Source organism: Rhodococcus sp. 2H158 (assembly GCF_053764755.1).
In genome coordinates, this window is the sequence record NZ_JBSNCE010000037.1 from 20,424 (window position 1) to 38,692 (window position 18,269).

Consider the following 18,269-nt stretch of genomic DNA (forward strand, 5'->3'; position numbering starts at 1 on the left):
GGGTGTCGCTCAGCAGCACGTCGTCGCGGCCGGCGCCTTCTCGGTGCCGGTCGCCGGTTCCTGCTCGGCGGCGGAGCCGCAGCACACTCCCTCCGAGTTCTCGCCCTGGTCGAGCAGCTTCGGGCTCGTGCCGAAGGTCTCGCTGTCGGCGAGGACGGTGTAGACCTCCCACTTCTCCCCCGCCGGTCCGGTGACCCACACCTTGTCCTGGGTGGCGAAGCAGCACGTGGTGCCGATCTCCTCGTCCGTGAACAGCCCTTCGTCCGTGAGGCGGGCGATCTCGGAGTGCACCTTCTCGCTCGACTCCACCTCCACCCCGAGGTGGTTGATCGAGCCGCCCTTGCCCGCGTTCTCGATCAGGACGAGCTTCAGCGGCGGCTCGGCGATCGCGAAGTTCGCGTAGCCGGGCTTCACCTTCGCCGGCTCGGTGCCGAACAGTTTCGAGTAGAACGTCACGGCCTCCTGCAGATCGTCGACGTTGAGGGCGAGCTGAACGCGGGACATGATGACCTCCACCTGTGAGACATACATCGAATTAGTACGCCCACTGTCACCCCCTTTTTGACATATGTCAAGAGGGGTGGATGATGGGGACATGCCCAAGGCGCTCCCGGTCATCGACGTCTCCGCCCCCATCTGCTGCGCGCCGGTCTCGGCCGCACCGATGAGCGAGGCAGCCGCCCTCGAGGTGGCGCTGCGGCTCAAGGCGCTCGCCGACCCGACCCGGATCCAGCTGATGTCGATCCTGCTCACCACGCGGGAGGACGACGTCTGCACGTGCGACCTGGCGTCGGCCGTGGGGCTGACGGAGTCGACCGTCAGTCACCACCTCGGCCAGCTCCGGAAGGCCGGGATGGTGCAGTCCACGCGCCGCGGCATGAACGTCCACCATCGCGCCTGCAACGAGGCCCTGCAGGCACTGCGTCTCGTCCTCGATCCCAACTGCTGCACGTGAGGGGGGCCGAATGTCACACCGGTTCGATCACATCGAACCGGTGTGACATTCGGCCAGACAGCCCCCGGCTCACACCGCGCCGAACAAGACCTGTGCGTTGTCCCAGCACACCGCGCGGACCCATTCGCTGCCGAGACCGAGCCGTTCGACCGCCTCGAGCTGATGGACGTACGGGTACGGGATGTTCGGGAAGTCGCTGCCGAACAGCACCTTCGAACCCAGTGCCTGCAGCCGCGGCAGCTCGTCCCCCGGGAACGGCATCGACTCCTGCGTGAAGTCGGTGAACGCCATGGTGGTGTCCAGGTGCACCCGCGGGTACTTCTCCGCCAGATCGAGGAACTGGCGGTACTCCGGCATGCCCATGTGCGCGACGATCAGCGCCAGCCGCGGGAACCGTTCCAGCAGCGCGGCGATCGGTCCGGGCCCGGTGTGCGCCCCCGGAGCCGGTCCCGATCCGCAGTGGATCACGATCGGCACGCCGGCATCCTCGAGCAGGCCCCACACCGGGTCGAGCAGCGGGTCGTTGGGGTCGTAGTCGCCGACCTGGATGTGCGACTTGAACACCCGTGCCCCGTGCTCGAGTGCCGCGGCCACGTAGCCGGCGGCGTCGGGTTCGGGATAGAACGTGGCGGTGTGCAGGCAATCGGGGGTGCGGGCCGCGAAGTCCACCGCCCACGCGTTCAGCCACGCGGCCATCGCGGGCTTGTGCGGATAGAGCATCGCCGTGAACCGGCGGACACCGAAACCCCGCAGCCGCTCGACGCGCTCCTCCTCGGCGTGCCGGTAGGTGATGGGCCACGCCCGGCCTACCAGCGGCCCGGCGGAGTCGAAGTAGCTCCACACCTTGTCCATCACGTTCGACGGCATGAAGTGGGTGTGCACGTCGATCAGGCCACTGAGGCCGTGCCGGGCCCGGAAGTCGGCCACCTGCTGCGCTTCGTCCATCACCCGAAGGTAGCGACCCCGTCGCCGGTGCGTCTTTTGGGCTGCCCCAGCCGCCCGAAGGACACACCGGCGCCGGAGGCGCCTCAGAAGTACACGGCGATGCGACGGCCGTCGATCTCGTGCACGGCGATGTCCATGTCGTACACCTTGCGCAGCACCTCGGGCTGCAGGATCTCGTCGACGTCCCCGTCCGCGACGACGGCGCCGTCGCGCATCGCGACGATGCGATCCGAGTGGCACGACGCGAAGTTGATGTCGTGGATCACCAGGATCACGGTCTTACCCATCTCGCGGGCCATGCGTCGCAACAGCTGCATCATGTGCTGCGAGTGCTTCATGTCCAGGTTGTTGAGCGGTTCGTCGAGCAGCACATAGTCGGTGTCCTGCGCGAGCACCATCGCGACGAACGCGCGCTGCCGCTGTCCGCCGGAGAGCTGGTCGAGGAAGCGGTGCTCGAACCCGCCCAGGCCGGTGTACTCGAGGGCGCGGTCGACCGCGTCGTGGCAGGCCGCCGAGAGCCGGCCCTTCGAATGCGGGAAGCGCCCGAACTCGACGAGTTCGCGCACCGACAACCGCACCGCGGTGGTGTTGTCCTGGCGCAGCACCGACAGCTTCTTCGCCAGCACGTCCGAGGGGGTGGCCCGCAGGTCGAGCCCGTCGATGCTGACCGATCCGGCGTCGGAGTCGAGCAGCCGCGCGACGATGGTCAGCAGTGTCGACTTGCCGGCGCCGTTGGCACCGATGATCGACGTGAGGCCGCCGCGCGGGACGTCGAGATCGACGGGCCCGAGCACGGTGGTGCCGGCGTAGTTCTTGGCGAGGTCCCGAACGGTGATCACAGGCGTGCACCCCTCACGAGCAGGGAGATGAAGTAGATGCCGCCGACGAAGTTGACGACGACGATGAGGCTCGAGTTGTAGTCGAGCAGCCGGGCGAGGACGAACTGCCCGCCGACCAGGGCGACGATCGCGACAAGCGTCGCGGCGGGCACCGTCCAGCGGTGCCGGAACGTGCCGACGAGTTCCCGGGCCAGGTTCGCCACCAGCAGCCCGAGGAACGTGATGGGCCCGACGAGCGCAGTGGACACCGACACCAGCACCGCGACGACGATCAGCGCGCGGGTGACGACGCGCCGGTGGTCGACGCCGAGGCCGATCGCGTGCTCGCGGCCCAGTGCGACGACGTCGAGCTGACGCAGCAGCGGCACCGAGAACGCCGTCGCCGCGACGACGAGCAGGGCCGACACGGCGAGCAGGTCGACCTGCACGTTGTTGAAGCTGGCGAACAGCACGTCCTGCAGGGTCATGAAGTCGTTGGGGTCGATCAGCCGCGACACCAGCGACGACAGCCCACCGAACAGGGCGCCGAGCACGATCCCGACGAGCACCAGCACGTACAGGTCGCGGGATCCGCGGTCGAAGAGCCATCGGAACAGCACGAGCGCGAAGCCGACCATGGCGAGCACCTCGACCCCGAACTTCAGGCGCGGATCCAGTGTCGCGAGGGCGCCCGCGCCGAACAGGAACACTACGAGGGTCTGCAGCAGCATGAACAGGCTGTCGAAACCCATCACGCCCGGGGTGAGGATGCGGTTGTTGGTGACCGTCTGGAAGATCACCGCGGCGAAGGCGGTGGCGTAGCCGACGAGCACCATCGACAGCACCTGCCGGCCGCGGATCTTCATGGCGAAGTCCCACGAGCCGGTGACGAAGAGGAACAGGTAGGCGCACACCGCCAGTGCGGCGACGACGGCGAGCACGACGAGCACGCGGGCAGGGTTCCGGCGACGGGTCGCGGGGGGTGCGGCGACGGCCGGGCTCATCGCACACCTCGCCGGGTGCGCAGGATCAGCGCGATGAACACGACGGCGCCGACGACGCTCGCGACGGTGCCGACCGGGATCTCGTACGGGTAGCGGATGACGCGGCCGACGACGTCGCACGCGAGCACGAATCCGGCGCCGGCGAGCGCGGTGATCGGCAGGACGCGGCGCAGGTTGTCGCCGAGCGCCAGGGTGACGAGGTTGGGCACGACGAGGCCGAGGAACGGGATGGCGCCGACGACGACGGTGACGACGGCGGTGGTGACGGCGACGACGACCATCCCGATGTTGATCACCAGCTGGTACGAGACGCCGAGGTTCTTCGCGAAGCCCTCGCCGAGGCCGGCCACGGTGAAGCGGTCGGCGTACAGATAGGCGACGGCCATGACGGCGACGACGACCCAGATGATCTCGTAGCGGCCGCGCAGGATGCCGGAGAAGTCGCCGCTGGTCCACGTGTTCAGGGCCTGCATCAGTTCGAGCCGGTAGGCGAAGAACGTGGTGACGGCCATGACGACGCCGCCGAACATGAGGCCGACGAGCGGCACGACGATCATGTCGGTGAACCGGACGCGGCGCAGGAGCCGCAGGAACAGGAAGGTGCCGACGAGGGAGAAGGCGACGGCGACGAGCATCTTGCCGAGCACGGACTGTCCGCCGAGGAACAGGGTGGCGACGAGGATGCCGAGCAGGGCCCATTCGACGGTGCCGGCGGTGTCCGGCGCCACGAACCGGTTGCGGGTCAGGTGCTGCATGATCAGGCCGGACACGCTCAGGGCGGCGCCGGCGAGCAGGATCGCGATCAGGCGGGGCACGCGCGAGACAAAGAACACCTCGAGGGTCGCGGTGTCGCCGCGCAGCAGGTCGGCGGGGGTGACGTCGGCGACGCCGACGAACAGGGACGCGAAGGCGGCGACGGCGAGCAGCGCCGCGCCGATCAGGACGGGACGCACACGCGCGGCGGGGCCGGCGGCCGCACGCGGGGTGCGGTCGCCGGCCCTGCCGGTCGTTACCGGGGAGCTCACGGGCGGGAGGAGGTCATGCCGCCGCGGCCTTGCCGACGGCCTGCCCGACGACGTCGATCTGCGACTGGACGGAGCTCAGCGCGCTCGGCGCCATGTACCAGGTGTACAGGTCGAGGTAGGTGATCCGGCCTTCCTTCGCGGCGGTGGTGCCGCCGACGAGCGGGTTGTCGAGGACTCGGGACGCGTTGGGGCCGGTGGTGTCGCCGAGGGGTGCCTCGCGGTCCTGGACGAACATCAGGTCGGGGTCTGCCTGGGCGATGTACTCGAAGGACACGGCGTCACCGTGGGCGACGTCGTCGGCGAAGGTCTCCGACACGGGCTTGACGCCGAGGTCGTGGATGATCCCGTACCGGGATCCGGGTCCGTACGCGGTGACCTCGGCGGCCTCGACGCGCGTGATGAGCCCGCGCAGGTTCGCCTGTGCGGCGGCCGCGGACACCGCGTCGAACGACGCCTCGATGCCGGCGAACTTCTCCTCGAACGCGCCCTCGGCGCCGAAGATGGTGGCGAGGTTGCGGTTCTGCTTCTCGACGCTGGCGAGGAAGTCCTTGGCGTCGACGGAGAGGTCGACGGTCGGGGCGATCTCGCTGAGCGCGTCGTAGCTGGTGGCCGACCGGGCGGCGACGATGATGAGGTCGGGCTCGAGGGCGTTGACGGCCTCGAAGTCGGGCTCGAACAGCGAGCCGACCTTGGCGACGTCGTCGCCCCGGTAACGCGCGAACGATTCGGGCCAATTCGTGAGCGCGGGGACGCCGACGGCGTCGGGCAGGTCGAGGTCGATCATGGACTGCAGCACGCTCTGGTCGAAGACCACGACCCGTTGGGGATCGACGGGCACCTCGGTATCGCCCTGGGCGTGACTGACGACGACGGTCTCGCCGGTTTCCGCCGCGGTGTCGGAGGAGGTGTCGGAGGAGCAGGCGGAAAGCCCGAGCGAGGCGGCCGCGACTAACGCGACGGCGGCGGACAACCGGATACGCATGGGCAATCTCCTTGAAAATTGAACTTCCGAGGTAGACGGAGCCACTCGTGCAGCCCCACCCACCGCCTCGAACTCAGCCAAGCATTGCCTAACTTAGCATGCCTTTACTTACCATTGGCAAGGGTCGTGTCGCCCCACGGACGAGCGCGCCGCCACTACGGTCGGACCCATGACCTCCACCACGTTCTCCGCCTGGGTCGCGCGCGAACGCGACGGCGCGGTCGACTTCGCCCCCGAGACCGTCGACGAGACGATGCTGCCCGACGACGGCATCACCGTCCGCGTCCTGCATTCGAGCGTCAACTACAAAGACGCCCTCGCCGTCGTCCCGCGCGGCGGCGTGGTCCGCAACTACCCGATCATTCCCGGCATCGACCTCGCCGGTGAGGTCGTCACCTCCGATCACCCCGACTTCGCGCCCGGGGACCGGGTCCTCGCGCACGGCTACGAGATCGGCACCGGCCGCCACGGCGGCTACGCCGAGTACGCCCGCGTCCCCGCCGACCAGCTCGTCCGGCTCGGCGAGCTCTCCACAGCCGACGCCGCCGCCATCGGCACCGCCGGCTTCACCGCGGCGCTGAGCGTGCAGGCCCTGCTGCGGCACGGCCTGACCCCGGACGACGGGCCCGTCGTCGTCACCGGCGCCTCCGGCGGCGTGGGCACCGTCAGCGTCGACCTGCTCGCCGCCGCCGGATTCGAGGTGGTCGCCTCGACCGGCAAGCCGGAAGCCCACGACCTGCTCACCGAACTGGGCGCCGCCTCGGTGATCGGGCGGCTGCCCGAGGACCCCGACGCGAAGCCGCGACCGCTCGGCAAGGCGATCTGGGCCGGGGCCGTGGATTGCGTCGGCGGCGCCACACTCGCCCACGTCCTCAGCACCGTCCAGTGGGGCGGCGCGGTCGCCGCCAGCGGACTCACCGGCGGCGCCGCCCTGCAGACCACGGTGATGCCCTTCATCCTGCGCAGCGTCGCACTGCTGGGCATCGACTCGGTGCAGCTGCCCATCGGTCCGCGCCGGGCGCTGTGGGAACGCCTCGCGGGCGACCTGCGGCCCCGGCACCTGGCCGACATCACCCGCCACATCCCCGCGCGAGAGCTGGTGCCCGCGCTCGACCTCGTGCGGGCCGGCAAGTTCACCGGCCGCGCGGTGATCGAGGTTGCCGGCGGATTCTGACGGCTCGTCAGAAGAGGGTGAACTCGACCTCCTCGACCACCTTCACCGTCCGGCGCACCGCCTTCTTCGCCCGCGCAGGCGCGGCGGTCGGCTCGGGCCGCGCAGACGCGGCGGTCGGCTCGGGCCCGGCCGGTTCGGGGACGGGCGGCTTCGGGGCGGGCGGGGCCGCCGCCTGCGCGCGCGCCGCCTCGCCCGCGAGGGTGTCGGCGAGTTCGTTGAAGTGGTTGCCGACGTGCCCGCGCACCCACCGGAACCGCACCGGCCCGGACCGCTCGGCGAGGACGCGGTCGATGGCCTGGACCAGGTCGAGGTTCTTCACCGGCGCGCCGGTCGCCGTCTTCCAGCCCTTGCGCTTCCAGCCGGGCAACCATTCCGAGGCGCACTTGATGGCGTACTGCGAGTCGGATTCGATGATCATCGGTTCCGGACCGGGATGAGCCTTCAGCGCCTCGAGCAGCGCCCGCAGCTCGGCGATCTGATTGGTGCCCGAGTGCTCCCCGCCCGAGCGGCTCGGCCCCTCGTGATTGACCCACGCCCATCCGATGGCGCCGCCCGGATTGCGAAGGCAGGAACCGTCGGTGCTCACGATGATCATGTGCCAGACCATATCCCGTGGCAGGGGCGACGTCGCGCCCGAGGCGCCGACGCGCCGCGGCTGTGCAGAAATCGCGGCGCCCATCGGCGTGTCGGCACGAGAAGCGCACGCTCGGCGGAGTCGCCGCCTTCGATCCGCACCTCGTCGCACGGTCACCTCGTCGCACGGTCACCTCGTCGCACAGTACGGTGGACCGGTGCCCGCCCCCGCTCCACCCAGCACCGGCGCGCTCGTCGTGCGCGCCGAGCTGCCCCGGCCGGTGGACGTCGCACTGACGCTGCAACCCCTACAGCGCGGGCCCTACGACCCTTGCCATCGCCGCGACGGGCAGGCCGTGTGGCGCACGTCCCGGTTGGCGTCGGGGCCGGTCACCTACCGGCTCGTGCAGGACGGTCCGCGCGGCGTGCGCTGCCACGCGTGGGGTGCCGGGGCCGAGGAACTGTCGGCACACCTTCCCACCCTTCTCGGTGCCGAGGACGACCCGACCGGGTTCCGGCCCGAGCATCCGAGCCTGGCCGAGGCCCATCGCCGCCTGCCGGCCCTGCGGATCCCGCGCACCGGCCGCGTGCTCGAGGCCCTGGTCCCGGCGATCCTCGAGCAGCGGGTGCACAGCGTCGCCGCGTTCGCGTCGTGGCGGCGGCTCGTCACGTGGTTCGGCGACGACGCGCCCGGTCCGGCTCCGGAGGGGATGCGGGTGCCCCCGGCCGCCGAGACATGGCGCCGCGTCCCGTCGTGGGAGTTCCACCGCGCCAACGTCGACCCCGGCCGGGCCCGGACCGTCGTGCGCTGCGCCCAGCTGGCCGACCGCCTCGAGCGGCTCGTCGACCTCGCGCCCGCCGAGGCGCAGCGGAAGCTGCGCTCGATCCCGGGCGTGGGCGTATGGACCGCCGCCGAGGTCGCGCAGCGCGCCTTCGGCGACGCGGACGCGCTGTCGGTGGGCGACTACCACCTCGCGACGATCGTCGGCTGGTCGCTGCTGGGCGCACCACTCGACGACGCCGGCATGGTGAAGTATTTGGAACCGCTTCGGCCGCACCGTTATCGAGCCGTGCGGCTGATCATGGCGACCGGCGGAGCGGGGCGGGTCCCGAGACGGGGACCCCGCACGCCGATCACCGATCACCGCGGGCACTGAGGCGCGTCGAACAAGGACCTGGCCACCCGGCTGGGTACGACGCCACATGCGTTGGACGGTGACGTTCCCGATTCCTCGAGCACCGGATCGCGGGCCTCGGGGACATGCCGCGGTCCAGTGGGCCGCAGTCGGTGACCGACGCTCAGTGGTGAGCAACTCGCTCCACACCACACCGAAGGACACGACGCACGGGTCTACGCGGGCGATGGCCGGTCGCAGTCGACGCGTCTCGCGGATCCGGCTGCAGGAGTCCGATCCCGCATCTCGGTCGGTCGCCACGAACGGGTGGACAATGATCGACGAGGAAGTCCGGTCCGGACGCCTCTGTGGAGACCTCTCCCGACGCCGAGGGGACGAGCAGCAGCATGACTGTGGAGCACCCGGGTCTGCCCGCACGACCCGTCTATCTGGACTACAACGCGACCACACCCGTGGATCCCCGAGTCGTCGAGGCCCTGCTACCGGCACTCCGGGAGAACTTCGGCAATCCCTCGAGCGACCACGCATTCGGCGCCGCCCCCAAGGCGGCACTGCGACTGGCACGCGAACAGGTCGCCGCGTTCGTGGGTTCTTCCCCACAGGAAATTGTCTTCACGGGCAGCGGCTCGGAGGCGGACGCCCTCGCCATCCGGGGCGTCGTCCTGGCCGCGATGACCGGCGGCCAGGACAAAGCGCACGTGATCACGCAGGTCACCGAGCACCCCGCGGTCCTCGCCGCGTGCCGGGCGCTGCACGATCTCCACGGTGTGGAGATCACGTACCTTCCTGTCGACGGCCACGGAATCCTCGACCCCACCGACGTCGAGGCGGCGATCACCTCTCGGACTGTCCTGGTCACGGTCATGCATGCGAACAACGAGACCGGCACGGTCCAGCCGATCCGGGAGATCGCTGACGTGACCAGGCGCCACGGAGTCTTCCTGCACTCCGACGCCGCCCAGAGTGCCGGGAAGATCACCCTCGATGTCGGGGCCTTCGGCGTCGACCTGCTCACCGTCGTCGGGCACAAGATGTACGCCCCGAAAGGAATTGCGGCCCTGTATGTTCGCGATGGAGTGTCGATGGTGCCGCTCATCGGCGGCGGGGGGCAAGAGCGCGGTGTGCGGGCCGGGACGGAGAACGTCGCGTTCGCCATGGCGCTCGGGATCGCCGGCGAGCTGGCCGCCACGGCATTGGTCGAGAGCGAGCCGCACCGGCTGGCGGTGCTGCGCGACCGCCTCGTCGCAATGCTGTCCGAGTCCCTGCCAGGCCGGGTTCATCTGCACGGTCATCCGAGCCGGCGCCTGCCCAACACCGCCAACCTGCGCATCGACGGCGCCGAGGGGCCCGCGGTCCTCGCCGCGGCACCGGACATCGCCGCGTCCACCGGGTCGGCCTGTCATTCCGGGACTCACGAACCCTCCCCCGTCCTGCGGGCGATGGGCATCGAGCACGACGCCGCGCTCGGCGCCATCCGGCTCTCCCTGGGCCGCTGGACGCGGGAGACGGACGTGGTGGTCGCTGCCGAAGCCATCTCCCGTGCATGCGCCACCGTGCGAAGAACCTCCGGGGGAGAGTGAACCGGTGAAGGAGAGTGGATCAGTGCTGCTCGCGGACGGTCGCCGCGCCGAGGTTCCGCGCCGGTCGCCGCCGCCTGGACCCGAGCCGCGATGGACGAGCTGACTGCCGCCCGGGCCCGGGGGTACGACCGGTGGTTCGACACGTCCTGGGGCGCTCATGCGTGGGCTGTGGAGCGGGCCGCGGTCGACGAGGCACTATCCGATCCCGCCGACCTGACGGTGGTCGAAGTCGGCTGCGGCACCGGCAGGCTCGTCCACCACCTGGCCGGTCGAGGGGCCAGAGTGCTCGGCGTGGACCGGTCGGCCGGGATGCTCGCGGTAGCGGCCGACCGTGCCGCCGGTCGACTCCTACGCGCCGACGCCTGCCGCCTGCCTCTGCCGGACGACATCGCGGACGCCGCCGTCACGATCGCGATGCTCGAGTTCACCGACCCCGGAGCGGTCCTGGCCGAGTTGGCGCGCATCACCCGTCCGGGCGGCCGCATCGTCGTGCTCACGCTCAACCCGACCAGCCCCTGGGGCCTGCTCGACAAACCCACCCACCGCGCACCGTTCTCGAGTGGCACCTACCTCACCCCGGGTGAGCTGCGGCGCCTCGGCCGCCGCCATGGGCGGGCAACCGTGCAGGGCCGGCTGTTCACCGCCGCGCACCCCTGGTTCCTACACCACTTCGAGCCCCTCGCAGCACTGCTGGGCCGCATCGTCCCACGTCTGGGCGCCGTCCAAGTCCTCATCGTCGACAGGCCGAGGTGAGCCCCTCGCACCCGCCCACGGTGGCATCAGCGTCGGCCGTGCCCCCACCACGCCGCTGTCCCATCCGGCCGGCCCGCACCATCGAAGGAACACGACACGAACGTCACCAACTACCCCGCCACCGGCATGACCTGCACGCATTGCGCCCCTGCCGGCATGCAGATACGAGCCCACACCACCGCCGGAACGATCGACAGGCTGTTGGCGTCCGCCCGACCGGGGCGCGAGAGTACGGACCGGTGCCGGAGTCGTCGGCCCGGTACGGCGGGAACTGTGCTGCCGCGGCGCCGACGGCTGACGCGGTTTTCCGGCCGTCGGACCGTACCCTGGTGGCATGTCCGACCCAGACATTTCGACCGCGCCCACGAGGCTCGAGCGGCTCCCGAGCTGGCTGCTGACCCAATCCGCCCGCCACGTGCACCGTGTGGTGGTCGACCGGCTCGGCCAGGCCGACGCCCGCGGCTACCACTACCGCGCGCTCGCGGCGCTCGAGGAGTACGGCTCGCTGTGTCAGACGGATCTCGGCCGTCGCGCGGGGATGGACCGCAGCGACATCGTCGCCACCGTCAACGAGCTCGCCGACCGGCGGCTCGTCGACCGCAGCCCCGATCCCACCGATCGGCGCCGCAACATCATCAGCGTCACCCGCCGCGGGCGGCAGCACCTGCGCACCCTCGACGACGTACTCGTCGCGGCGCAGGACGAGGCGTTCGCGCCGCTCGACCCGACCGAGCGCGACCAGCTCGCCGTCCTGCTCGCGAAAGTGCTGGCCCACCACACCCGGCAGGCCGGCAGGTGAAGGGTTCCTCGCGGGAACCCTCCACCCGGGGCGGGCTCAGAGGGAGCGGGCGATGATCTGCTTCATCACCTCGTTGGCGCCTGCGTAGATCCGCTGCACGCGGGCGTCCTCGTACATCCGCGCGATCAGGTACTCGCGCATGTAGCCGTAGCCGCCGTGCAGCTGCACGCAGCGGTCGATCACCTCGCACTGCTTGTCGGTCAGCCAGTACTTGACCATCGCGGCGTCCGCGTCGTCGAGTTCACCCTCGAGGTGCTGCTCGATGCAGTGATCCAGGAACACCTGGCACGTCCGGGCGATGGTCCGGCACTCCGCCAGCTCGAATGCGGTGTTCTGGAACTCGAACAGGCTGTGCCCGAACGCCTGCCGCTCCTTCGTGTAGCGGACGGTCTCCTCGACCGCGCGCTCCATCGCGCCGGCGGCCTGCGCGCCGATGATCAGCCGCTCCTGCACCAGCTGCGCCATCAGCTGCGCGAAGCCCTGCCCCTCGCTCTCGCCGAGCAGGTTCGACACCGGCACCCGCACGTCGGTGAACGACAGCTCGGAGGTGTCGGCGCCGTGCTGGCCGACCTTGTCCAGCACCCGCCCGACCGCGAAGCCGGGGCAGTCGCGCAGGTCGACGATGAGCAGGGACACGCCCTTGGCGCCGGCCTTGGGGTCGGTCTTGACGGCGAGCACGATGACGTCCGCCGACGAGCCGTTGGTGATGAAGGTCTTCGAGCCGTTGACCACGTACGTGTCGCCGTCGCGGATCGCGGTGGTCTTGATGGCCTTGAGGTCCGAACCGGCGCCCGGTTCGGTCATGCCGATCGCGCCGAGGATCTCCCCGGTTGCCATGCCGGGCAACCAGGTCCGCTTCTGCTCCTCGCTGCCGTACTCGAGGATGTAGTGCGCGACGATGCCGCTGTGCACCGAGATGCCCAGTGCAAGGTCACCCGAGTAGCCCTGCGCCTCGAAGACGGCCAGATCGTGGGCGAAGGTGCCGCCCCCGCCGCCGTACTCCTCCGGCACCGAGCACAGCAGCAGCCCGAGCTTGCCTGCGGCGAGCCACACGTCGCGATCGATGCGTCGCTGCGCGTCCCACTTCTCGGCGCGGGCCATCACCTCGCGCTCGAAGAAGTCGCGGGCGAGTTCGGAGACCGCCTGCACCTCGTCGTCGTGCCAGGACGGCACGTGCTTCTTGACCATCGGTGTCCTTCAGCCTTCCGTCGCGTGTGACCGAATGTCACACCGCTTCACTTCGATCGAACTCATGTGACATTCGGTCACGTGGTGCGCAGCTCGCGCTTGAGCAGCTTGCCACTCTGGTTGCGCGGCAACGTGTCCACGAACCGGACGAGCTTCGGCACCTTGAACGGCGCGAGCCGCTGCTTGACGTGGTCGATCAGCTCGCGCTCGTCGACATCCGCGCCGTCGCGCAGCACGACGACGGCGGTGACGGCCTCGATCCACTTCTCGTCGGGCGTGCCGATGACCGCCACCTCGGCGACGGCCTCGTGGGTGTAGAGCGCGTCCTCCACCTCGCGGGAGGCGACGAGGATGCCGCCGGTGTTGATGACGTCCTTGATGCGGTCGACGACGGTGATGTAGCCCTCGGCGTCGCGCGTGACGAGGTCGCCGGAGTGGAACCAGCCGTCGCGGAACGCTTCCGCGGTGGCCTCCGGGTTGTCCCAATACCCCAGGCACAGCTGCGGCGACCGGTACAGCACCTCGCCGGACTCACCGTCGGGCACGTCGTTGCCGTCGGCGTCGACGACGCGGGTCTCGACGAACAGCACCGCCTTCCCGCACGACGACGGCCGGTCCTCGTGCTCCTCCGGGCGCAGAACCGTTGCCAGCGGACCGATCTCGGATTGACCGAAACAGTTGTAGAACCCCAGGCCGGGGTAGCGCCCGCGGAGCCGGTTCAGCACGGTGACGGGCATGATCGACGCGCCGTACTGGGCCTTGCGCAGCGACGACAGATCGCGGGTCTCGAGGTCGGGGTGGTTCGCCAGCGGCACCCACACCGTGGGGGCGAGGAACAACGAGCCGATGCGCTCGGACTCGACGAGCCGGAGGATCTCCGGGATGTCGGGGGCGGGCAGCAGCGTGATCGTGGCGCCGACGGCCAGGTACGGCATCATGAACACGTGCATGCCGGCCGAGTGGTAGAGCGGCATGCAGACCAGCGGGTTGTCGTCCGCAGCCAGGTCCAGCGCGACGATCGACGAGGTGTACTCGTGCACCAGCGCCCGGTGGGGCATCATGGCGCCCTTGGGCTTCGACGTGGTGCCGGAGGTGTAGAGGAGCTGCACGAGGTCGGCGTCGGAGACGGTCACGTCGAGTTCCGGAACCTCGCCCGCGCACGCGGCGGTGAGCAGCGAGTCGTCGGCGTCGCGCAGCGGCAGGACGTGTTCGGCCGGGACGTCGGCGAGCACCTGCTCGAGGTTGCCGGCCAGGGCGGGGTCGACGAGGACGGCACGCGCCCCGGACTGACCGAGCAGGTAGCTCAGCTCTTCGCCGCGCAGCGCGTAGTTGATCGGCACGTGCACCAGGCCGGCCCGGGCGACGGCGAGGTACCCGACGACGTAGGCGTCGGAGTTGGTGCCGTACGCGGCGACGCGATCGCCCTGGTCCAGGCCCAGCGCGCGCAGCCGCGCGGCCGCCCGGGTAACCGCGTCGTCGAGTTCACGGTAGGTGAGGGTGCGGTCGCCGAACCGCAGGGCGGTGCGGTGGGGGAAGCGGGCGGCGCTGCGGTGCAGCACGCCGTCGACGGTGTTCGCGCGCGGGTCTGAGCTCATGATCGGACACGTTATAGGACGTCCAACCAATGGTCCAGACTGAACGCTCGATAAGCCTAGCGGCCCTGCCACACGGGCCGGCGCTTCTCCACGAACGCGGTCATGCCCTCCTGTGCGTCGCAGATCATCGCGTTGGTCGCCATGGTCTCGGCCATCGCCTCGTAGGCCTGCTCCTGCGGCAGCTCGATCTGCCGGTAGAAGGCCTCCTTGCCGATCCGCACCGTCGCCGGCGACGCCGAGACGATCTTCGCGGCCAGCGCGGCGGTCTCGGTTTCCAGCGCCGCCGGGTCGACGACGAAGTTGACCAGCCCCCAGTCCGCGGCCGTCTCCGCATCGATGGTTTCGCCCGTGAGCAGCATCTGCATGGCCCGCTTGCGCCCCACCGCGCGGCTGAGCGCGACCATCGGCGTGGAGCAGAACAGGCCGATCTTCACCCCCGGGGTCCCGAACACCGCGTCCGACGACGCGACCGCCAGGTCGCACGACGCCACCAGCTGGCACCCGGCCGCGACGGCCGCACCCTGCACCGACGCGATCACCGGCTGCGGCACCGACTGCACGGTCTGCATCATGTCGGTGCAGGTGTCGAAGATGACCCGCTCGTCCTCGAGGGTGCGGCCGATCATCTCGCGCAGGTCGTGACCGGCGGAGAACACCGGTCCCTCGGCGCGGATCACGATCACCCGGGTCGCGGACTCCGCGGACAGCGCGCGCAGTCCCATCGTGACTTCGCGCATCGCCGCCGCGGACAACGGGTTTCGCTGATCGGGACGGTTCAGGGTGAGCAGGCCGATGCCGGACGCCTCGTCGACGGCGATGAGAACGGCGGCGGGCTGGTCGGTGCGCGTGTCGGTCATGTGCTCCTGCCTACACGACCCCGACGGGGGTGGCCACCCCCCGAACGTGGGTGAGCAATCGCAGCAGCGCGGCCGCCACCTCGTCGGCGCGCTCGACGATGAGCGAGTGCCCCGCGCCGTCGACCCGCACCAGTTCGGCAGCCGGCAGCCGCGCGGCGATGGCCCGTGAATGCGCGAACGGGGTCAGCTCGTCGGCCGACCCGCCGACCACCAGGACCGGGATCGCCGCCAGCACGGCCAGCGCCGCCGACTCGTCCAGCACCGCGAACGCCGCCAGGAAACGCGAGAGCGTCACGATCGACGTCTCGTTCGTCAGGGTCGTCGCCAGCGAACGCGCCCACGAGTCCGTGGCGCCGCGACGGACCACCGGCGCGCACATCCGCCCGCCGACGCGCATCGATCCCTGCATCACCCGCGGCGCCCGTCGCACCGCGCGGTGCAGCACGGACACCGCCGGGTGCCGCAGGTAGCGGCCGAGCCCCAGGTCGGCCAAGCCGCTCGCCGCGGTCGCGACGAGCGCGGCGGCGACGACGCGGCTGCCGATCGTCTCCGGGTACAGCCGCGCGTAGGCCATCGCCACCATCCCGCCCATCGAGTGCCCCGCCAGCACCACGGGCCCGCGGGGCACGACGGTGCGCAGCACGGCGGCGAGGTCGTGGGCGAGCTGCTCGATGGTGTACGTCTCGGGAGCGCCGACCCCCGACCGGCCGTGACCGCGCTGGTCGTAGGCGACGATGCGGACCGCCGCGCCGGCCTGCCCGGCAAGCCGCTCGCGCACCGCCGACCAGCTGTCGGTGCGCAGGCAGTGCCCGTGCACCAGCACAACCGTGACGGGCGCGTCGGCGGGTCCGTGCACCCGCACAGACAGGGGTAGGCCGTCGTCGGCGGCGACGGTCACCCGACGCAGATCCGGTCCAGGCATCGCGGCCTCCCAGCGGTCGATCTGCCCGGAATGTCGTCGGTGCCCGACGGGCACGTTACCGCCGCGACCGAATCGTGACGATGCTCGGCGCCGAACCGATCGGCACGGAACAGCCGGACGGTTCCCGGACAGTGGCGCGCTCGATTCGCGGTCGACCGCCCGGCGCGGATCCGGCACTCAGCGTGGGGCGAGGGCCCGGATCATCTCCGTAGGATCGCCCGCGGTGGTCATCGCGATCACGGGGGTGGTCACACCCGCCTCGACGTACCGTTCGATGTGCTCCCGGCACGCCTCCGGCGGCCCGTGCACGACCAGCTGGTCCACCACGTGATCCGGGATCGCGGCGAGGGCCGCCGACCGCTCCCCCTCCCCCCACAACCGCCACATGCTCTCGAAATCCTCGCTGCGGCCCAGGAATTCATGGAAGGCGCGGTAGACGGGGACGTTCATGTAGGCGGCGATCATGCGACGGCCGATGCTGCGGGCGGTCTCGGGGTCGAAGCCGGGCAGCACGAAGATGCGGGCGACGATCTCCTTGCCCGCTCCGCCCTCGTGCACATACGGCGCGACGGTGCGCACGTCGTCGGCCGAGAGCCAGTTGACGATCGCACCATCGGCCTCCCGTCCGGCGAGCCGCAGCATGCCGGGCCGCAGGGCGGCGAGCAGCAGGGGCGGGGCGGGATCGGGGACGAGGCCGGCCCGGAACCCGCTGACCTCGAACGTGTCGTACTTGTGGGTGACCTTCTCACCGGCGAGCGCGGCGCGCAGGAACTGCAGCGTGTCGCGGGCCCGCTTGAACGGCTCCTCGAACGGGGTGCTGTTCCACTTCTCGACGATCACGTTGGACGAGGTGCCCACGCCGAGGACGAAGCGGCCCGGGGCGGCGGCGGCGAGGGTGGCCGCGGAGATCGCCAGGGTGGCCGGGCCGCGCGTGAACACCGGGACGATCGCGGTGCCCAGGCGCAGCGTCGGTGCCCACACGCTCGCCAGCGCCAGGGGTGTGAAGGCGTCGGCCACGCTGCTCTCGGACGACCACACGTCGGTGTAGCCGAGGTCGGGCAGTTCGGCGATCAGGTTTCGCTGATCCGGCAGGGAAATGCCGTCGAGGGGGATAGTCAGGCCCCAACGGCGCGGCGTCGCATCATCGCTCATACGCCACACCTTAGGCTGCGCCGGTGTGTCCTTCGGGCTGCCACGACCGCCCGAAGGACACACCGGTCCGTATGCTGGCCCGTTGTGCAGGTCTCTCAGCTCTGGCGTTACCCGGTCAAGTCGTTCGGCGGCGAGCAACTGCAGTCGGCGACAATCGAGTCCGACGGGCTGCGCGGCGACCACATGTGGGCGGTGATCGACGCCGAGACCGGCACCGTCGCGTCAGCGAAGAAGGTGCGGGCCTGGTCGCGGTTGCTCGAATGCCGTGCCCGCCTGCTCGACGACGCCGACCCGTCGGATCCGTCCGTCCTCGAGATCACGCTGCCCGACGGCCGGTGCACCCGCGGCGACGACCCGCGCACCCCCGGGCTGCTGTCCGAACTGACCGGGCGTGCGCTGACCCTGGAGGCCCGCCCCCGCACCTACGACGACGCGCCGCTGCACCTGCTGACGACGGCCGCCGTGGAGGCGCTCGGCACGGACGAGCCGGCGGGCGTCGCGCTGCGCCGCTTCCGGCCCAACGTCGTGGTCTCGACCGGCGGCACCGGGTTCGTCGAGGACGACTGGCTGGGCCGGCGTGTCGAGGCCGGTTCCGTCGCGCTCGTGCCGACCCAGCGCACGGCGCGGTGTGTGATGGTGACGCTGCCGCACCAGGAGGTGCCGGCCCGGCGCGACATGCTGCGCACCGTCACCGACCGCAACCGCGTCCCGAACCGGGCGGGCGGCAAGCCCGCCCCCTGCATCGGCGTCTACGCCGACGTGGCATCGGACGGCATTCTGTCCGTGGGTGACTCGTTGATCGTCCGCTGAA

The 18,269-nt window shown here is 70.7% G+C and carries 19 protein-coding genes; 7 read left to right on the plus strand and 12 right to left on the minus strand.

What is annotated here, in order from left to right; genetic code table 11:
* Positions 1-9 precede the first annotated feature (9 nt).
* Positions 10-504: an ArsI/CadI family heavy metal resistance metalloenzyme gene (locus tag ACWPOB_RS25840; RefSeq protein WP_100055815.1), complete on the minus strand. Its 495-nt coding sequence runs from the start codon at positions 502-504 to the stop codon at positions 10-12.
* A 91-nt stretch (positions 505-595) separates the two neighbouring features.
* On the opposite strand from ACWPOB_RS25840, the gene ACWPOB_RS25845 reads away from it, so the two are divergent.
* Positions 596-955, plus strand: a complete 360-nt coding sequence (locus tag ACWPOB_RS25845) for an Rv2640c family ArsR-like transcriptional regulator (protein ID WP_006935749.1) — start codon at positions 596-598, stop codon at positions 953-955.
* A gap of 69 nt (positions 956-1,024) precedes the next feature.
* Here the strand turns inward: ACWPOB_RS25845 and ACWPOB_RS25850 are convergent, their stop codons facing one another.
* The 5 genes from ACWPOB_RS25850 to ACWPOB_RS25870 form a co-directional block, all read right to left on the minus strand.
* Positions 1,025-1,900: an amidohydrolase family protein gene (locus ACWPOB_RS25850; protein WP_455402566.1), complete on the minus strand. Its 876-nt coding sequence runs from the start codon at positions 1,898-1,900 to the stop codon at positions 1,025-1,027.
* A gap of 83 nt (positions 1,901-1,983) precedes the next feature.
* On the minus strand, positions 1,984-2,739 hold the full coding sequence (locus ACWPOB_RS25855; protein ID WP_455402567.1) for an iron ABC transporter ATP-binding protein: 756 nt from the start codon (positions 2,737-2,739) through the stop codon (positions 1,984-1,986).
* A complete protein-coding gene (locus tag ACWPOB_RS25860; RefSeq protein WP_455402568.1) occupies positions 2,736-3,722 on the minus strand; it encodes an iron chelate uptake ABC transporter family permease subunit in 987 nt (328 codons plus the stop codon). The genes ACWPOB_RS25855 and ACWPOB_RS25860 overlap by 4 nt, the downstream gene beginning before the upstream one ends.
* Positions 3,719-4,747 carry an ABC transporter permease gene (locus ACWPOB_RS25865; RefSeq protein WP_455402569.1) on the minus strand — a complete coding sequence of 343 codons (1,029 nt, stop codon included), beginning with the start codon at positions 4,745-4,747 and terminating at the stop codon, positions 3,719-3,721. The genes ACWPOB_RS25860 and ACWPOB_RS25865 overlap by 4 nt, the downstream gene beginning before the upstream one ends.
* A gap of 13 nt (positions 4,748-4,760) precedes the next feature.
* Positions 4,761-5,729: a siderophore ABC transporter substrate-binding protein gene (locus ACWPOB_RS25870; RefSeq protein ID WP_455402570.1), complete on the minus strand. Its 969-nt coding sequence runs from the start codon at positions 5,727-5,729 to the stop codon at positions 4,761-4,763.
* Positions 5,730-5,898: 169 nt separating this feature from the next.
* Here ACWPOB_RS25870 and ACWPOB_RS25875 point away from each other — a divergent pair, with 169 nt between their 5' ends.
* On the plus strand, positions 5,899-6,903 hold the full coding sequence (locus ACWPOB_RS25875) for an acrylyl-CoA reductase family protein (RefSeq protein ID WP_455402571.1): 1,005 nt from the start codon (positions 5,899-5,901) through the stop codon (positions 6,901-6,903).
* Between the two features lie 7 nt (positions 6,904-6,910).
* Here the strand turns inward: ACWPOB_RS25875 and ACWPOB_RS25880 are convergent, their stop codons facing one another.
* Complete coding sequence (locus ACWPOB_RS25880) at positions 6,911-7,498, minus strand: ribonuclease H family protein (protein ID WP_455402572.1); 588 nt, start codon at positions 7,496-7,498, stop codon at positions 6,911-6,913.
* Between the two features lie 196 nt (positions 7,499-7,694).
* Here ACWPOB_RS25880 and ACWPOB_RS25885 point away from each other — a divergent pair, with 196 nt between their 5' ends.
* The 4 genes from ACWPOB_RS25885 (at position 7,695) to ACWPOB_RS25900 (ending at position 11,744) form a co-directional block, all read left to right on the plus strand.
* Entirely contained in the window at positions 7,695-8,633 is a 939-nt protein-coding gene (locus ACWPOB_RS25885) for a DNA-3-methyladenine glycosylase family protein (protein ID WP_455402573.1), read from the plus strand.
* Positions 8,634-8,998: 365 nt separating this feature from the next.
* The gene (locus tag ACWPOB_RS25890) at positions 8,999-10,192 is read left to right on the plus strand and encodes a cysteine desulfurase family protein (RefSeq protein ID WP_455402574.1); all 1,194 of its coding nucleotides are present in this window, start codon (positions 8,999-9,001) and stop codon (positions 10,190-10,192) included.
* A gap of 90 nt (positions 10,193-10,282) precedes the next feature.
* Positions 10,283-10,945 carry a class I SAM-dependent methyltransferase gene (locus ACWPOB_RS25895; protein ID WP_455402575.1) on the plus strand — a complete coding sequence of 221 codons (663 nt, stop codon included), beginning with the start codon at positions 10,283-10,285 and terminating at the stop codon, positions 10,943-10,945.
* A gap of 334 nt (positions 10,946-11,279) precedes the next feature.
* Positions 11,280-11,744: a MarR family winged helix-turn-helix transcriptional regulator gene (locus ACWPOB_RS25900; RefSeq protein WP_006939806.1), complete on the plus strand. Its 465-nt coding sequence runs from the start codon at positions 11,280-11,282 to the stop codon at positions 11,742-11,744.
* A 36-nt stretch (positions 11,745-11,780) separates the two neighbouring features.
* On the opposite strand, the gene ACWPOB_RS25905 is transcribed toward ACWPOB_RS25900, so the two are convergent.
* The 5 genes from ACWPOB_RS25905 to ACWPOB_RS25925 form a co-directional block, all read right to left on the minus strand.
* On the minus strand, positions 11,781-12,932 hold the full coding sequence (locus tag ACWPOB_RS25905) for an acyl-CoA dehydrogenase family protein (protein ID WP_455402576.1): 1,152 nt from the start codon (positions 12,930-12,932) through the stop codon (positions 11,781-11,783).
* Between the two features lie 77 nt (positions 12,933-13,009).
* Positions 13,010-14,527 carry an acyl-CoA synthetase gene (locus ACWPOB_RS25910; protein ID WP_455402577.1) on the minus strand — a complete coding sequence of 506 codons (1,518 nt, stop codon included), beginning with the start codon at positions 14,525-14,527 and terminating at the stop codon, positions 13,010-13,012.
* A 56-nt stretch (positions 14,528-14,583) separates the two neighbouring features.
* Positions 14,584-15,384: an enoyl-CoA hydratase gene (locus ACWPOB_RS25915; RefSeq protein WP_100057636.1), complete on the minus strand. Its 801-nt coding sequence runs from the start codon at positions 15,382-15,384 to the stop codon at positions 14,584-14,586.
* 10 nt (positions 15,385-15,394) lie between these two features.
* The gene (locus tag ACWPOB_RS25920) at positions 15,395-16,282 is read right to left on the minus strand and encodes an alpha/beta fold hydrolase (protein ID WP_455402595.1); all 888 of its coding nucleotides are present in this window, start codon (positions 16,280-16,282) and stop codon (positions 15,395-15,397) included.
* A 201-nt stretch (positions 16,283-16,483) separates the two neighbouring features.
* Positions 16,484-17,458, minus strand: coding sequence for an LLM class F420-dependent oxidoreductase (locus ACWPOB_RS25925; protein ID WP_455402578.1), 975 nt, complete (start codon positions 17,456-17,458; stop codon positions 16,484-16,486).
* Positions 17,459-17,542: 84 nt separating this feature from the next.
* Here ACWPOB_RS25925 and ACWPOB_RS25930 point away from each other — a divergent pair, with 84 nt between their 5' ends.
* The gene (locus tag ACWPOB_RS25930; protein ID WP_100055249.1) at positions 17,543-18,268 is read left to right on the plus strand and encodes an MOSC domain-containing protein; all 726 of its coding nucleotides are present in this window, start codon (positions 17,543-17,545) and stop codon (positions 18,266-18,268) included.
* Position 18,269: the final 1 nt, after the last annotated feature.